12 protein-coding genes are annotated in these 16,827 nt (G+C 37.2%); 6 read left to right on the top strand and 6 right to left on the bottom strand.

Annotation, left to right across the window (positions count from 1 at the left end):
- The first annotated feature begins 34 nt into the window (after positions 1-34).
- Genes ORNRH_RS09155 through thiL form a run of 5 tightly spaced genes read left to right on the top strand, consistent with a single transcriptional unit; the run spans position 35 to position 5,175 of the window.
- A complete protein-coding gene (locus ORNRH_RS09155) occupies positions 35-1,465 on the top strand; it encodes a CCA tRNA nucleotidyltransferase (RefSeq protein ID WP_014791570.1) in 1,431 nt (476 codons plus the stop codon).
- 12 nt (positions 1,466-1,477) lie between these two features.
- A complete protein-coding gene (locus ORNRH_RS09150; protein ID WP_014791569.1) occupies positions 1,478-2,011 on the top strand; it encodes an IS1096 element passenger TnpR family protein in 534 nt (177 codons plus the stop codon).
- 18 nt (positions 2,012-2,029) lie between these two features.
- Positions 2,030-2,611, top strand: a complete 582-nt coding sequence (locus tag ORNRH_RS09145) for a riboflavin synthase (protein ID WP_014791568.1) — start codon at positions 2,030-2,032, stop codon at positions 2,609-2,611.
- Positions 2,608-4,077 (top strand): sensor histidine kinase, encoded by a 1,470-nt coding sequence (locus tag ORNRH_RS09140; protein WP_014791567.1) that lies wholly within the window; start codon positions 2,608-2,610, stop codon positions 4,075-4,077. The genes ORNRH_RS09145 and ORNRH_RS09140 overlap by 4 nt, the downstream gene beginning before the upstream one ends.
- 18 nt (positions 4,078-4,095) lie before the next feature.
- Positions 4,096-5,175 carry a thiamine-phosphate kinase gene (gene thiL / locus ORNRH_RS09135; RefSeq protein WP_014791566.1) on the top strand — a complete coding sequence of 360 codons (1,080 nt, stop codon included), beginning with the start codon at positions 4,096-4,098 and terminating at the stop codon, positions 5,173-5,175.
- Between the two features lies 1 nt (position 5,176).
- Here thiL and ORNRH_RS09130 read toward each other — a convergent pair whose 3' ends face one another.
- Both ORNRH_RS09130 and fabD read right to left on the bottom strand, forming a co-directional pair.
- Entirely contained in the window at positions 5,177-6,097 is a 921-nt protein-coding gene (locus ORNRH_RS09130) for a GYDIA family GHMP kinase (protein WP_014791565.1), read from the bottom strand.
- Positions 6,098-6,107: 10 nt separating this feature from the next.
- Positions 6,108-6,983 carry an ACP S-malonyltransferase gene (gene fabD, locus ORNRH_RS09125; protein ID WP_014791564.1) on the bottom strand — a complete coding sequence of 292 codons (876 nt, stop codon included), beginning with the start codon at positions 6,981-6,983 and terminating at the stop codon, positions 6,108-6,110.
- Positions 6,984-7,926: 943 nt separating this feature from the next.
- On the opposite strand from fabD, the gene ORNRH_RS09120 reads away from it, so the two are divergent.
- Positions 7,927-10,206, top strand: a complete 2,280-nt coding sequence (locus ORNRH_RS09120; protein WP_014791563.1) for an inorganic phosphate transporter — start codon at positions 7,927-7,929, stop codon at positions 10,204-10,206.
- Between the two features lie 83 nt (positions 10,207-10,289).
- Here the strand turns inward: ORNRH_RS09120 and ORNRH_RS09115 are convergent, their stop codons facing one another.
- The 4 genes from ORNRH_RS09115 to ORNRH_RS09100 form a co-directional block, all read right to left on the bottom strand.
- Positions 10,290-12,836 carry an ATP-dependent Clp protease ATP-binding subunit gene (locus ORNRH_RS09115; protein WP_014791562.1) on the bottom strand — a complete coding sequence of 849 codons (2,547 nt, stop codon included), beginning with the start codon at positions 12,834-12,836 and terminating at the stop codon, positions 10,290-10,292.
- Positions 12,837-13,097: 261 nt separating this feature from the next.
- Entirely contained in the window at positions 13,098-14,339 is a 1,242-nt protein-coding gene (locus ORNRH_RS09110; RefSeq protein WP_014791561.1) for a DUF4302 domain-containing protein, read from the bottom strand.
- Positions 14,340-14,342: 3 nt separating this feature from the next.
- Positions 14,343-15,227: a zinc-binding metallopeptidase gene (locus ORNRH_RS09105; RefSeq protein ID WP_014791560.1), complete on the bottom strand. Its 885-nt coding sequence runs from the start codon at positions 15,225-15,227 to the stop codon at positions 14,343-14,345.
- A gap of 14 nt (positions 15,228-15,241) precedes the next feature.
- Entirely contained in the window at positions 15,242-16,810 is a 1,569-nt protein-coding gene (locus tag ORNRH_RS09100; RefSeq protein ID WP_014791559.1) for a RagB/SusD family nutrient uptake outer membrane protein, read from the bottom strand.
- Between the last annotated feature and the right edge of the window lie 17 nt (positions 16,811-16,827).

Here is a 16,827-nt window from a genome sequence, read left to right as displayed (position 1 = left end):
CTAAATTTCTTGAACAAAATATTATCTTTGCAAAATGAATTTACAGCAAGCCTTAGACGATTCAGTTTTTAAGATTATATCAGAAGTTTCTCATCAAATGCAACAAGAATCCTATGTGATTGGCGGATTTGTGAGAGATTTTTTACTTAAAAGAACCAATAAAAAAGACATAGACATCGTTACCGAAGGCAGCGGAATCGCTTTGGCAAAACAAGTTGCCGAGCAACTACCCAAGAAACCTAAAGTTTCTGTTTTTAAACGATTTGGCACAGCGATGTTCCATTACCATGGCACGGATTATGAATTTGTGGGGGCTCGAAAAGAAAGCTACTCAGAAAACAGCCGAAAGCCCGCCGTGGAAAATGGCACCATAAAAGATGATCAGCTACGCAGAGACTTCACGATAAACGCTTTAGCCATTAGCTTAAACAAAGAAAATTATGGCGAATTCATTGATCCATTTGATGGAATCGCCGATTTAGAAAACAAAATCATTCGCACTCCTGTGGATCCTGTGCTCACTTATTCCGATGATCCATTGCGTATGATGCGTGCCATTCGTTTTGCGACACAATTAGGCTTTGATATTGAGCCAGAATCTTTTCAAGCGATTTGTGAAAATGCGCATAGACTTAAAATTCTTTCGCAAGAGCGAATCATGGAAGAGTTTAACAAAATTATGCTCACACCCGTGCCATCTATTGGGCTAAAAATGCTCGACAATGCAGGGCTTTTAGAACAATTTTTACCAGAGCTCACGGCACTCAAGGGCATAGAAGAAATTGAAGGACAAACACATAAAGATAATTTCTATCATACTTTTGAGGTCGTAGACAATATTTCTAAAACCACCGACAAACTTTGGCTTCGCTGGGCGGCACTACTCCACGATATTGGAAAAGCACCCACCAAGCGTTTTGACAAAAAAATCGGCTGGACATTCCATTCTCACGAATTTGTGGGCGGAAAAATGGTTCCTGGGCTCTTTAGAAGACTCAAATTGCCCATGGGTGCCGAGATGAAATATGTGCGCAAAATCGTACAACTCAGCTCCCGCCCTATTCCGCTTGTGAGCGAAGATTCTACCGATGCAGCTTTACGCCGATTGATGTTTGAAGCGGGCGATGATTTAGAAGATTTATTCTTGCTTTGCAAAGCAGACATTACGACCAAAAACAAAAATAAACAACTCCGTTTCAAAGCCAATTTTGAAAAGGTAGAAAACAAAATGCGCGAACTCGAAGAACGCGACCATATTAGAAACTTTCAGCCACCCGTTTCTGGCGAAGATATTATGCAAGCCTTTGGCATAAAACCTTGCCAAGAAGTAGGACGCATTAAGTCTAAAATCAAAGATGCCATTTTGGACGGAGATTTGAAAAATAATCGTGAAGATGCACTCCAATTCATGTTCCGAGAAGGTGAAAAATTAGGCTTAAAAATTGCTGATAAAAATATTAAATAACAACTCACTCCTATGATTTTAAAAATTAGAGTAATCCTTGATGCTGAGCAAGATGTGTTCAGAGATATAGAAATTGAAGAAAAAAGCACTTTATTTGAATTTCACCAAGCCATCAAAAATGCGTTCGGTCTTGCGGGCGAGGAAATGGCGTCTTTCTTTTTATCTAACGACCAATGGTTCCAAGGAAGTGAGATTCCGCTCGAAAACATGGCGGGCGACGAAGATGCCGAAACCATGCAAGAAACCACACTTTCTGCCGTGGTACCTAAAAAAGGGGGAAGAATGATTTATTTATACGATTTCTTCTCTATGTGGACATTCTTTTGCGAAGTGGTAGACCGCATCAAAAAAGATAGCCAAAAAGACTACCCGCTAGTGAGCCTCACTTATGGCGAATGCCCAAAAGAAGCTCCTAACAAAGAGCAAATGGAATTTGACATTGATGAAGATGGCTTAAATTTTGAAGATGATCTAGACGACGATTTCGAAGATGGATACGATGACGACGATTATTTTGACTCGGATCCTTATGGTGGATACTATTAATTTTTAATCAAGATTTACATGTTTACAGGAATTGTAGAAGAAATGGCAGAAGTTGCCAAAATTGAGCAAGAAGAAGCCAACACACATATTTATCTAAAAGCCAATTTTGTCTCTGAGCTTAAAATCGACCAGAGCATTGCCCACAATGGTGCATGCCTTACGGTTACAGCTTTAAACGATGAATTGTATGCCGTGACCGCCATTGCAGAAACTTTGCAACGCACCAATTTGGGTAGCTTAAAAGTGGGCGACAAAGTGAATGTTGAACGCTGCATGCGTCTTTCAGACAGGATTGATGGGCACATTGTGCAAGGACATGTAGACCAAGTGGGAAAATTGGATAAAATTGAAGACCAAAACGGAAGCTTTAAACTCTATTTTTCTTACGACCAAAAGAAATTTGCTACCGTAGAAAAAGGCTCCATTTGCGTAAATGGCGTGAGCCTTACCGTAGTGGATTCTTTGCCTGGAGAGTTTTCCGTAGCCATTATCCCTTACACTTGGGCACACACCAATTTAGGCTATTTAAAAGCAGGCGACTCGGTAAATTTGGAGTTTGATATTTTAGGAAAATACGTGCAGAAATTAATGCAAAAATGATCAAGCAAGGTTTTCTTTTCAATCGGATTTCGCTTAGGCTTAGGGTATTCGTATCGTTGATTATCATTATTCTTTTCACGGTAGGCACCTTAGGTTTTTTGATGTTTTTGCACTTTAAACAAACTGCCGAAACTTTCCACAAAAACCGATTGTTGCGTAAAGAGAAAACCATTATTGAAACCATTGATTATGCCATTACCGACTATCCCGAGGAAGTAGACGAAAGAAATATTACCGATGTTTTAAAACCCAAAATATTCGAATTTTCGGACATCAACGATATTCATATCAATCTATATGATTTAAAGGGAAATCTCATGCTCACCTCGGAGGCAAAAATCCCAGAAGAACGAAAAAGAGTTCCTGCCCAAATCATGAGTATCCTCTCCATGACAAACGATCGCGTGGAGCATATTCGCACTTATGACAAAGAAACTTATATCACGGTTTACACCTATTTGTACAACATCAATCAAAAGCCCATTGCGATACTCAGCTTGCCCTACATGCACGATGATTCGTTCCAGAAACAAGAGTTTTTCTTACTGATTGAACGATTTTTAGCCGTGGTGGCATTTGTAATTTTCATCGGAGGGCTCATCGCTTGGTGGCTTTCTAAATCGGTAACTGCCCGAATCAAGGAAATTGCAGAACGCTTAAACCAAACGCATGTTGTGGGACACAATCGCCCTATCTTTTACGATAGTAATGATGAAGTGAAAGTGCTGGTGGATTCTTACAACGAAATGGTTTTAAAACTAAACGAACAATCGGAACAATTATTAAAAATTGAACGCGAAGAAACTTGGCGCGAAGCGGCTCGACAAGTGGCACACGAGCTTAAAAACCCACTGACTCCGATGCGTTTACAAATTCAAAACTTCAACCGAAAATTTGAAGCGGGAAATCCTGATAACAAAGAAAAAGTTGATGAACTTTGCAAAGGTCTTTTAAAACAAATCGACACGATTACAGGAATTGCCGAAGCCTTTAGCGATTTTGCAAAAATGCCTGTGCGTAAAGACGAAAGCATTGATATTGTGGAGGAAATCTCTCTGGCACTTGAAATGTTCGACGAAAAATTTGTGAAATATACGCCAGAAATTGAATCTCCCTTGTACATCAATTTCGATTCAAGTTATTTGGTGCGTGTGATTACCAATTTGGTTAAAAACGCCTTGCAAGCTGTGCCGTTTGGCAGGACTCCAGAAGTGGAAGTAAAAATCCGCGAAAACAATGGAAATGTGAATATTCTAGTGAGCGACAACGGAACAGGAATCTCTGATGAATTGATAGATCGCATTTTTGAACCTAAATTCACTACCAAAAGTTCTGGTTCTGGATTTGGGCTTGCCATGGTGAAAAAAATCGTAGAAGAATACGGCGGAAATATCCGTTTTAGAAACAACTCACACGAAGGAGCTACCTTCATAATTAGCCTACCTTTAACCCAAAAAAATCATTAAAAATCAATTTTTTAAGTTATGCTCGAAGATAAAAATATCCCAACTACTCCACTTAGCGAAATCGGTGAATTTGGCTTAATCGACCGAATTAAACAAAGTGTGAAAATCAAAAATCCAAGCACCCAAAAGGGCATTGCCGATGATGCTGCGGTAATGGATTTTGGCGACAAACAAGTGGTCGTTTCGACTGATATGCTCACCGAAGGAGTTCATTTTAATTTAGCTTACACACCGCTTAAGCATTTGGGCTACAAAGCAATTGCCACCAATGTGAGCGACATCTGTGCCATGAATGCGACGCCTACACAAGTTACTGTTTCCATTGCAGTTTCGGATCGTTTTCCAGTGGAAGCCATCGACGAATTGTACACAGGGATTCTACTTGCTTGCGAAAAATATAAAGTCGATTTGGTAGGGGGCGACACCACTTCCTCTCGCAGCGGCTTAGTCATCAGCGTAACGGCGATTGGCGAGGCAAAAAAAGAAGATTTGGTGTATCGAGATGGTGTCAAAGAGCAAGATTTGGTCGTAGTAACGGGAGATTTGGGTGGAGCTTATTTTGGTTTGCAAATCTTAGAAAGAGAAAATCAAGTGTTTAAAGTGAATCCGCAAGTGCAACCCGATTTAACACCGTATGATTACATCATCGGCCGACAATTAAAACCAGAGGCTCGAGTAGATATCATAGAATTGTTTAAAAAATTAGAGGTAAAACCGACAGCGATGATTGATATTTCAGACGGATTGGCTTCGGAATTACTCCATTTATCGGAGCAAAGTGGTGTAGGATTTACCATTTACGAAGAAAAAATTCCACTGGATCAGCAAGTAATCAGTGCGGGAGAAGAATTTGATATGAATGCCAGCATCGGGGCGTTGAACGGCGGCGAAGATTACGAATTATTATTCACGCTTCCACTTTCTGAATTTGATAAAATTAAAGCAAATCCTAATTTCACGACCATTGGTTTTGCCAATAATATTTCTGAAGGCAATCACCTCATCGGACGCGGAAATACCACCAAGGTGCCATTGAGCTCTCAAGGCTGGGATTCTTTCAAGAGATACAAAGAAAATTTAGAAAAAAACAAAGATTAAATTATAAAATTAAATCAGAATACGGCAATATGGTGTGGTAGCCTTTTTGTTTAAAATAATCTAAATCAGCATTTTTGCTTGAGACTAAAACAAAATCGCCCCCCCAAGCACCTAAACTTTTTACAATGCCTTGTGTGTAATCGGGAAATAACTTTTCTTGCACGCAGGGCATTTCTATTTGTCTGTAAATCAAGTTTTCATGCTGAGATAAAAGCTGATTAAAGCTTTCTAAATCTTGAGCCAAAGCCACCCTTTCAGAAATCTGCGAAATCGCCTGAATTAAATCTGCGTTTTTCGGTTTTTGGCGATACATCGCAATGCCCTCTCGGCTGTTTTGTTTTTGGTTTAAATACACAAAAAACAATTGATTTTTAAATGTTGGGAAAAAATCAACTATTTCAATTTTGGGCTGAACTCCGTTTCGGGTATAAAATATGGGCTGTTTTGCCAAAGCACAAGCCAAATCATAGCCGCTGCCACCAAAGGTTTTTTCGAGCAATTCGTAAGCATTCACCTCGGCGAATTGTGCAAGCAAAGCAATCAAAGTTGAACTCGAGCCCAAGCCCCAATCTTTATTAAATTCTAATTGCGTTTTAAAACTTAAATTTTGAAACTGAACGGAAGGATTTAAGGCTAAAATTTCGTTTAATATCTTTAATAAAAAAACGCCTTCCTTGGATTGTTTGGAATCTGGAAAAAATACGATTTCCTGCGATTTTTGAACATATTTCTCTGAAAACCAAATTTCACCGTTTTTTAAAATCGCTGTCCATTCAAAAAAATTAGAAGTTTCCCCGAGCGGAGAAACTTCCAAATTTTGTCCGATTTGCGTGGGCAAACAAAGGGCTTTTGCTCCGTCAAGTACCACATACTCAGCGGTGAGCAATAATTTGCCGTGTGCGCAAAATGTATTTTTAACCATTTTTTATAAATTACTGAACACCTGAAACCTCAGCCGCTCTATCTACTTTTTTAATCAAGCCTTGCAAAGTTTTTCCTGGCCCTACTTCCACAAATTCTGTGATGCCATCTTGCAACATTTGTTGAATGGTCTGCGTCCATTTCACCGGTGCAGTAAGCTGAGCGATTAAATTTTGTTTTAACTCTTCGGGGTTGGTTACGCCTTTTGCCACCACATTTTGATAAACGGGACAAATCGGCTTTTTAAATTCAGTGCGCTCAATGGCAGCCTTTAATTCTTCTCTCGCTGGCTCCATAAGTGGCGAGTGAAATGCTCCCCCCACAGGTAAAACCAAGGCACGCTTTGCGCCTGCTTCCTTCAACTTTTCGCAGGCTGCTTCTACGGCTGGCACCTCGCCAGAGATCACCAATTGCCCAGGGCAGTTGTAGTTTGCAGCAACGACTACACCTTCGGTTTCTTGGCACACTTTTTCAATCACAGCATCTTCTAAGCCTAAAATAGCCGCCATGGTTCCTGCTTGCAATTCACAAGCTTTTTGCATTGCATTGGCTCTTTTAGCTACCAATTGCAAGCCATCGGCAAAATCCAAAACTTGTGCTGCCACTAAAGCAGACAATTCGCCTAAGGAATGTCCCGCAACGGCATCTGGTTTAAAACCTTCAATCGTTTGTGCTGCCGCAATAGAGTGCAAGAAAACTGCTGGCTGAGTGACTTTGGTTTGTTTTAAATCTTCTGGTGTTCCGTTGAACATAATGTCTGAAATGGAAAAACCTAAAATCTCATCGGCTTGTTCAAAAAGTTTTTTTGCCGCTTCGTTTGATTCGTATAATTCTTTTCCCATGCCCACAAATTGAGCACCTTGCCCAGGGAATACATATGCTTTCATTATAATGTGTTTTTAATTTTTTTTCAAATATAATTAAATCTTTAATTTTAAAAATACCAAAAAACGATGTTTTTTAATCAAAATGCCCAAAAATATCATTTTTTAATATTTAATTACCTGATGGTCTGTTTAATTTTATCATCTTTTAAATCTTTCATATAGAAATAGCTTTATGTGAGTTGAATAATTGATCATTAATCTGATCCAAACTCTTCAACATTCGAAATATTTTTTATACTGAACCTCTTTCTTGTATTCTATAATAATCATCAGAAACACTTTTTATTTTCCAAACCCACAATAATCAAATGAAAACTATTCAAGGCTACAGACAAATGGCTCATAATGAAAGATAAATATGTTGTAGGAACACATAAACCTCTATTAGGAAGATATAAATAACTTGCAGGAAGACATAAACAACTCGTAGGAAGATATAAATAAGTCGTAGGAATATAAAAATGACATTTAGGAGGAGAAATTTTTAAATAAAAATCAAAAAATAGCTCGTAGGAATAGAAGAGTGATTGATTTTCCCACATATTTAAAAATCATCAATCAATTAAAACAAAATATTATGAATAAATAAAAACCTCCGAACCTAATAATCTATAAGTTTTAATCATCCTAGCCTTAGATGTAACACACATACCATACAAATTTGACAATGCCCTGCTAGTGCAGACAATTCATCTATCATTTTAATACTTTCACTTTCATTATTGATGGAAATGTTATTGTACAATTAGTTTAATTTTATAAAATTCCATGATTTTCTACGGCACTCAGCCCAAGGCTTATTTATCTATTTCTTAAAGTTTTATAATCTTGAAAATCGATTTTAAGACAAAATCCTTATAAATGTCATGTAAAAAGAATACATTAATTTAACATTGGTCTAAAGTATTCATTATATTTTTGTGTTTAGTAAAAATGAGATTGTATGGAAAGTTACATGTATGTGTTTATTGTTGGACTTTTATTCTGTTTAGCAATTTTTGATTTAGTAGTTGGAGTATCGAACGATGCTGTGAATTTCTTAAATTCCGCCATTGGTTCCAAGGCTGCCAAATGGAAAACTATCATGATCATTGCTAGTGTGGGAATCATGCTGGGGGCTATGACTTCTGGGGGCATGATGGAGGTTGCTCGAAAGGGAATTTTCAATCCACAACATTTTTATTTTAATGAAATTATGATTTTGTTTCTGGCAGTGATGGTTACCGATATTATTCTGCTAGATATATTCAACACGCTGGCGTTGCCTACCTCTACCACGGTGTCTATCGTATTTGAGATTTTAGGTGCTTCGTTGGCTTTGGCTACGATTAAGGTCTTGCACAATGAGCTACCGATGACTTATTTGTTTAATAATGATAACCCTGCCGAGGGCATTGTAGGTTTTATGAACTGGTCTAAGGCGGGCGAAATTATTACAGGGATTTTGCTTTCTGTTGTTATTGCATTCACAATTGGTTCTATCGTGCAGTTTATTTCTAGATTTTTGTTCTCGTTTGAGTATCAAAAGAAAATGAAATTCTTTGGCTCTATTTTTACAGGAATTGCCTTTACTGCATTGTCTTATTTTCTATTATTCAAAGGAATGAAAAATATTCCTGCGATGGAGGGGATTATCAACGAAGTGGGGGCTCACATTAAGTATTATATTTTGGGTGCTTTTATTTTCTTCTCTTTTATGATGTTTTTGATACAAAAGCTCAATATCAACCCGTTGAAAATTGTGGTTTTATTTGGTACTTTCTCGCTCGCAATGGCGTTTGCAGGAAACGACTTGGTAAACTTTATCGGGGTGCCGATCGCTGGCTGGCAATCTTTCCAAATTTGGCAAAATTCTGGAATGAGCCCAGAAAGTTTAGAAATGGTACAGCTAGCGGGAAAGGTGGAAACGCCATATATTTTGCTCGTGGGGGCAGGTATTGTGATGACTTTGACTTTGTGGCTGTCTAAAAAAGCGAGATCTGTTACCGAAACCGAAGTGAATTTGGGAGCTCAGTCTGAAATCGACGAACGCTTTAAACCCAATCTTTTTGCGAGAGGCTTGGTAAATGCCACTTCTGCCGTGAACAAAGGTTTTATAGCAATTGCTCCGCAAAGCCTTTTAGACAAAATCTCTGAAAAATTCACTCCAATGGAAATCATTGAGAGCAATGAAAATGTTGCTCATTTCGATTTGGTTCGTGCTTCTGTGAATTTGCTTACAGCGGCTATTTTAATTTCAGCGGCGACAAGTATGCAGCTACCGTTATCTACCACTTATGTATCATTTATGGTAGCCATGGGTACCTCTTTGGCAGATAGAGCTTGGGGTAGAGAAAGTGCGGTGTATCGTGTGGCTGGTGTTATGAATGTGATTGGAGGCTGGTTCATGACTGCCATCATTGCCGCTGTTATGGCTATGATTTCTGCAAGTATCATGTATTTCTGTGGCGTATATGGAATTGTGGCTCTGTGTTTATTAGTTATTTTCATTATCTATAAATCATCTAAACACCACGCCATTAGCCTTAAAAGAAAAGCTCGCTCTGAGAGCAAAGCTTCTATTAATTATAAAGATTTAAACCAAACCATGCATTACCTTACAGAAAGTGTTTCTGTTGCTTTGAAAGATATTAAGAGAACTTTGGAGCTTACCAACATTGGCGTGGCTAAAGAAAATAAAAAAGCGTTGCAAAATGCGAATGATATTTTAAATGAATTACACGAAGAGTATGCAATGGTGAAAAGTGGCTTGTTCAAAATCATTAAGAAAAATAAATCTGACGAAACTACTTCTGCTCACTTGTATGTTTTGACTTATGATTTGATGCAGGATATTTTGCAAAGTCTAGATTTGATTGTAACCTCTGCCACTACGCATGTAAACAACAATCACAAGCCACTCGCTCCAGAGCAGTGCCAGCATCTTGCAAGCATTAAAGAAAGATTGGCTAAGTACATTGCTTTCCTACAAGAAATCATTAGTAATCGTGATTTTTCTCAAAAGAATCTTGACGAAATTCAAATCATGAAAAAGCATTTCTTACAAGAAATTGAAGATGCTACTAGCGAACAAATCAACGGAGTGATGAACAAACAATACGGATTTAAAAACACTTCTTTATATTTCACCATTTTGCTCGAAATGAAAGATTTGGTTGCCGTAGCAGCTCGCTTCGTTAAGCTATATGCTAGAATTTACAAAGAAGGAAAATTAACTAAATAATCCCTATCATTCTTTAATTAAAAAATCCTCTACCGAACTAGTTTCAGTAGAGGATTTTATTTTAAAACCTAATAATTCAATTTTTATTCCTTTATGGTGATTTCTAAACCATCTTTGGCTTCGTTTAATACAACCAAAAGTGCATCTCCTTCTTTAATTTCTGCATTGATGATTTTCTCTGCCATTGGGTCTTCGATGTATTTTTGAATAGCTCGCTTCAGAGGTCTTGCACCATAATCCTTGTCAAAACCTTTTTCAGCAACAAATTCTTTAGCCTCTTGGCTAAGCTCAACTTCGTAGCCCATGTCTCTTACCAAGCCATACAGTTTGCTAAGTTCAATATCAATGATTCTTAAAATATCTTCTTTCTCAAGTGCATTGAAGATAATCACATCGTCGATACGGTTTAAGAACTCTGGAGCAAATGTCTTTTTCAAGGCGTTTTGCAAAGTGCTTTTGGCTCGCTCATCGGCAGAATTCATTTTGGCAGCTGTTCCAAATCCTACACCATCTCCAAACTCCTTCAATTGGCGAGAACCAATATTTGAAGTCAGGATAATAATTGTATTTCTGAAATCCACTTTTCGCCCCACGCTATCGGTAACATGCCCATCGTCCAAAATTTGCAACAGGATATTGAACACATCTGGATGTGCTTTTTCTATCTCATCTAGCAATAGCACGGCGTATGGCTTGCGACGAACTGCCTCTGTCAATTGCCCTCCTTCTTCGTAACCAACATAACCTGGAGGTGCTCCCACTAAACGAGATACAGCAAATTTTTCCATGTATTCGCTCATATCTATTCGGATTAAGGCATCGTCTGAGTCAAAGATTTCTCTGGCGAGAACTTTTGCTAATTGCGTTTTACCGATTCCCGTAGAACCTAAGAAAATAAACGAACCAATTGGGCGATTTGGATCCTTCAATCCTGCTCGATTTCGCTGAATTGCTTTTACCACTTTTTCTACGGCTTCATCTTGCCCGATTAATTTGCTTTTTACGACATCGCCCATTTGAGCAAGTTTTTTCATCTCTCCCTCAGCTACTCGATGCACAGGAATTCCGCTCATCATAGAAACTACCTCTGCCACATTTTCCTCATCTACCACCTCTGGAGAAGAGTCGTTGCTGGCTGTCCATTCCTCGTAGCGTTGCTCAAGCAAATCGGTTAGTCTTTTTTGTTCATCTCTTAATTGACTTGCTTGTTCAAAATCTTGCGCAGCTACAGCGGCTTCTTTATCTTCTTTTGCTTTTTCAATTGCTTTTTCCAAAGATAAAATATCCTCTGGCACATGAATGTTCTTGATATGTACACGAGATCCCGCTTCGTCCATGGCATCAATCGCCTTGTCTGGCAAGAAACGATCGGTAATGTAACGAGAAGTTAAATTCACACAGGCTTGTAATGCCTCTGGCGTATATTTCACATTGTGGTGCTCCTCGTATTTGTCTTTTACTTGTTCCAAGATTTGCAAAGTTTGCTCTGGCGTAGTTGGTTCCACCATTACTTTTTGAAAACGACGCTCAAGCGCACCATCTTTCTCTACATATTGGCGATACTCGTTCAAAGTTGTAGCACCTATGCATTGAATTTCACCTCGTGCCAAGGCTGGCTTAAACATATTTGAAGCATCAAGCGAACCAGTCGCTCCGCCTGCTCCTACGATAGTGTGCAGTTCATCTATGAAAAGGATAATGTCTTGATTTTTTTCCAATTCATTCATAATGGCTTTCATTCGCTCCTCAAACTGCCCACGATATTTAGTCCCCGCCACAAGTCCTGCTAAATCAAGAGTGATTACACGCTTGTCGTACAAAACTCGAGAAACTTTTTTCTGAACAATTCTTAAAGCTAAACCTTCTGCAATCGCTGATTTACCTACTCCTGGCTCTCCAATCAAAAGCGGATTATTCTTTTTTCTACGGCTTAAAATCTGAGAAACACGCTCAATTTCCTTTTCACGACCAATCACAGGATCAAGCCTACCATCTTGTGCCATATTCGTTAAATCTCTACCAAAGGCATCAAGCACAGGTGTTTTAGACTTTGTAACTCCAGCTCTTCCCCCTCGGCGAGCACCACCACCGCCCGCAGGACGATGAGCACCGCCTCCTGGGATAGCTCCTGCTTCTTCATCATTATCATCAAATCCAGCTTCTGCTTGTGGATTAATTTCTGACATTCCACTAGGGTATTGCTCTTCTGCCATTTCCTCTTTTACGGAATCATAGTCCACCCCCATTCGGTTCAAAGCTTGTGTAACAGGATCGTTTTCATTCCTTAAAATGCAAAGCAACAAATGTCCTGTATCCACTGATTTACTTTGATTTAATTTAGCCTCTAAAAAAGTGGTTTTGAGAGCTCTTTCAGCTTGTTTGGTAAGCTGCAAATTCCTTGAAGTAGAATCCAATACCTCTTTCGGTGGATTCAACGCCTCAATTTTAGCTCTTATATAAGATGTGTCGTACTGCAAAGACCTTAAGAAACGCATAGCTTTCCCATCACCATCACGCAAAATTCCTAATACCAAATGCTCAGTCCCCACATTGTCGTGACCTAAGCGCAAGGCTTCTTCTTTGCTGTAAGCAATCACATTTTTTACTCGTTGTGAAAAATTATCGTTCATAATTAAATATCTGTGTGTTTTTTAATTAATCATTAATTATGCCGAGCCAATTTGTATGATTGTATTGGCTGATTTTTAAATTATTTTCTAAAACTATTAGCACTAAATGTGCCATAATGGCAGGAATATAGTGAAAATAATTTTAATATCTATCAATCTATTGAGAGAAATACCATCAACTCAAACTGTGATAAAATTAATTTTTAGTTCTTAATAAAAAAATCCACCTTAAGGTGGATTTTCTATTATCAAATAAATTCATCATTTAAGCAAATCAAGAATAAACCATAATTCTTGATCATTTTTACTTATTAGCTTCACACGTTTAGGATCTGACTGAACCTCCTCTACAATATAAGGTGAATTTTTAGTGATTTTATCTAAAACTCCATTCACATATTTGAAATAAGCATCAAATTCAACAGGTTTTGTTTTCTCAATGTGGATAAGATTTGGATTTGAATCTTCTCCTTTGAAACTTAAACCATAAATTGCAAATGCTCCGTTATAGCCCTCAACAAAAGTATTGAATCCTACATTATCTCTAAAATTACCTAACACATAGAAATCTTGTAACTTAAATTTACTTAGAATCATACCATGCAAAAGACTATCGCCTGCTCTGGCTTTCTTATAACCTTCCGATGTATTCTCTGATTTGCTCATATCCAAAAACCAAGCTTTTGATTTAAAGTTGATAGGAACAAATTTCAAATTAATTACAATTACACCATCTTCTGACTTTAATGTTTGAGTACTTTCGTCAAAAATTAATCCACCGTAAACTTTCCCCTTAATTTCAACTGGTTTGTAAAACTTAATTCCGTTTTCTGTAAAAATATACGATGCTTCTGTAGACTCTATACTCCCCCCATTTAAAGTACTAAAAATAATATTTCTAGTTCCTCCTGTTGACAATACCAAAGGCTCTGTACCTATAGTACCTTGAGCTGGAAGATCTACCCTATCAATTGTAGTTGCTACTTTTCTAATGTTACTTTTAATCTCTTGAATATTCCCTGCTTTATATAGCTTCATGTAATTTCCTGTTTTCTTTCCTTTTAGATAAAGTGTGTCATTACTTTTTTTAAGGATCAAAAATTCAAAATCTCCTCGTTTTGCACGATATTCTGATGGACTAGGAGTTGCAAATTCATGTAGCTCCTCATTGTATAAATCAAAGGTAAGAACTGCACCTCCATTTTGAAGAATTCGAAAAGTAGAACTTACAGCTTGTTCATTGGTCTCTGATTCCGCACTTACCTTATCTTTTCCTGAGAATTTCAAGAAATAATTATATCCTCCATAAGACTGATTATCATCTGGGAAGTATTGTAAAATAAAATCAGCATCAGGGGTACTAAGAAATTCTGTAATTTCGTTCTGAACATTTATATAACGCTGAGTTGCGTTTTCTGAAAATGTGGGTTCAAAATCTTCGGTACAAGCATTCAATCCCCACAATAGTGGAATTGAGAATAATAAATATGATAGTTTTTTCATGAGTTATTTTATTTTTATTTTATCTAAATCAACATTATCTAAGTTGGTTGCTCTACTCAAAACTTCGTTTCTTAGTTTATCTAAATCAATTTTCCAAACATTTTTCATGTAAGTTTTTACGATATACATCTTTTTTTCAAGCTTAGCCTTTCCTTCATCACCTGCATTATTTAACATTTCCTCCCATCTATCTGGCGAGAATGTTACATAGTGTGCTAGCAATTCTACAAAATCTTCATTTGGCTCTTTAGATGAATAATCACTCACAAAACCTCTTGACAAAGATGAAACTTCATCTTTCCATGCATCGTTCCAAGAATCACCCACATAATCTTTTTCGCTGATTGTTCTAAACTCTTTTGGATAATCCGTTGTTTGATGCATAATGTGAGAGAACTCATGAAAAATCGTTCTAAAATAACGAGCATATAAAGCTTCTACATTCTTGGTGTTCAAATTATTGATATCAAACAATGTAATTTTCACCCCTGAATCTGCTAAACCTAAGATCATCGTACCATTATTTCTATACCCTGCAGAACCTATTAGTGTAATATTTTTCGGAAAATAGGTTCTCAAAAATCCTTTTGGTGCTACCTGTTCATATGCATCCAAGCAAAGATACTTTACCAAATTTGCCATCTTTACTGCATTTTCGTACTTCACGGGTACTAATTGATAACTTTGATCTACGCTTTTATCATCCCACTTATAAACAAATCGCACATTATAAGGTTCGGTGTAAATACTTTCTAAATATTTATCAAAATCACTTTTATAGCCCTTGTCAAATACGACGACATCTTCGTTTGTATTTACCTCGTCTTTTCCGCAACTTGCAAAAAATACCGAAAGTGCTAACATTAAAAATATTCTGTTTAGTTTCATTTTTCTATAATTTTTTATCTTGGGTTAGCTTCTAATCCTGAATTAATAACATCTCTTGGCAACTGAATTGCTCTTTTTGCATCATCCACTGGTAAAACCTCGACAGTTGCTGGTTGCCCTAAATGATCATAAACTACTTTCTGTACTTCAATTCCATAGCGTTTCAAATCATACCATCTTAAACCTTCGTGCAAAGTCAAAATTCTTCTACATTGTAGAACATAGTGCAACATATTTTCTTGAGTTCCTTGCTCAATTTGAAATTTAGGATGAAGCTTTTTTTTCTGATTTACTTCATCGACATTTTCACTGCTTGAATATGGCATATTTCCATAAAAATCTTCAATAGCTTGAATTGTTGTTGTTTGGTCCCCTCTATACAAATTGCTTGTAAATAAATTCAAATCTTTCAAGGCTTCTTCATATTTCTTTTGAAGAATTTTAGCTTCAGCTCTTACAAGTAATGTTTCATCTGTATAAAATGTCACACTAACTGATTTTGAAAAACCTGTTTGTGCCACAGGATCTGTAAATTCAAATAAATATGGAATTTTAAAAAATAATATTTTATCTAAATTATTACCACTATATACAAATGGCTTAAATTTAAAATTATTTACAGTCAAATTTCCATTTGGACTCCATGGAGTTGGAGCAAACATTGTTTGTCCGTTGTTTACAAACGCTGTGTGATTAAATCTTGCGCTTGTTAAATAATTTCCAAACACCAATCCTGCTAATGATGTGTAAACTTCGTCAAGAAGATTTGCCTCTTTATCATTCACATAAGCATTACTCACAATTTTCTCATCCTGAGGCAAGCTTCCAAGAGCTGCCCAATCTTTTAGCGAAGGATTAGCACCTAGAGCTTGGTCCGCATACTTCTCAGCTTTTTCCCACTGCTCATAATATAAGTAGAATCTTGCTGCAAATGCATTCGCAGCTGCCCTTGTAAAGTGATATTGAGCTACCTCATAATTATCTGTAACTAATGGTAAACCTTCCTCAATATCTCGAGCAATTTTTTCATAATTAGATTTCACACTTTCTCTTTTGTATTTAGGTGCAAGTTTTGTTTCTGGTCGTTCCATGTAAACAACTCCTAAATCAGTATCGCTCGTTTGTGTATTATAGTGCTTACCAAAAAGATTTACCAAAATAAAGTGAGAATAAGCTCTAGCAATCAAAGCTTCACCTTTCTGAGCAGAAAGATCTTCTGAGTTACCTAATTCTTTAATAGATTGTAGCACCTGATTTGCGCTTGATATTGCTTTATAACAACCTTCCCAGATTTTCTCAATACCATCATTATTAATCTCAGTAATATCCTGCCACTTTGCTACTTGCTCGTAAAATGGTATAAACCTTGTATTCCTTGGTCCCATATCAGCTGTATTATCCGTCATAAGTTCAGGAATCACACTGTGATTATTAACTGGATAAGCTGACACCAAAAGTTTTGTAATTTTATCTTTTGAATCTAATTGCGTTCTATTATCTGGTAACTCATCTAAGAAGTCATTACAGCTGTAGGGAACTGCAAGTGCAGATAATAAAGCGGCTATGTATGTTATTTTTTTCATATATTGTCTTGTTGTTT

It is taken from the genome of Ornithobacterium rhinotracheale DSM 15997 (assembly GCF_000265465.1).
In the GTDB taxonomy this organism is placed as follows: Bacteria; Bacteroidota; Bacteroidia; order Flavobacteriales; family Weeksellaceae; genus Ornithobacterium; species Ornithobacterium rhinotracheale.
This window is presented reverse-complemented; position numbering and strand designations above follow the sequence as displayed.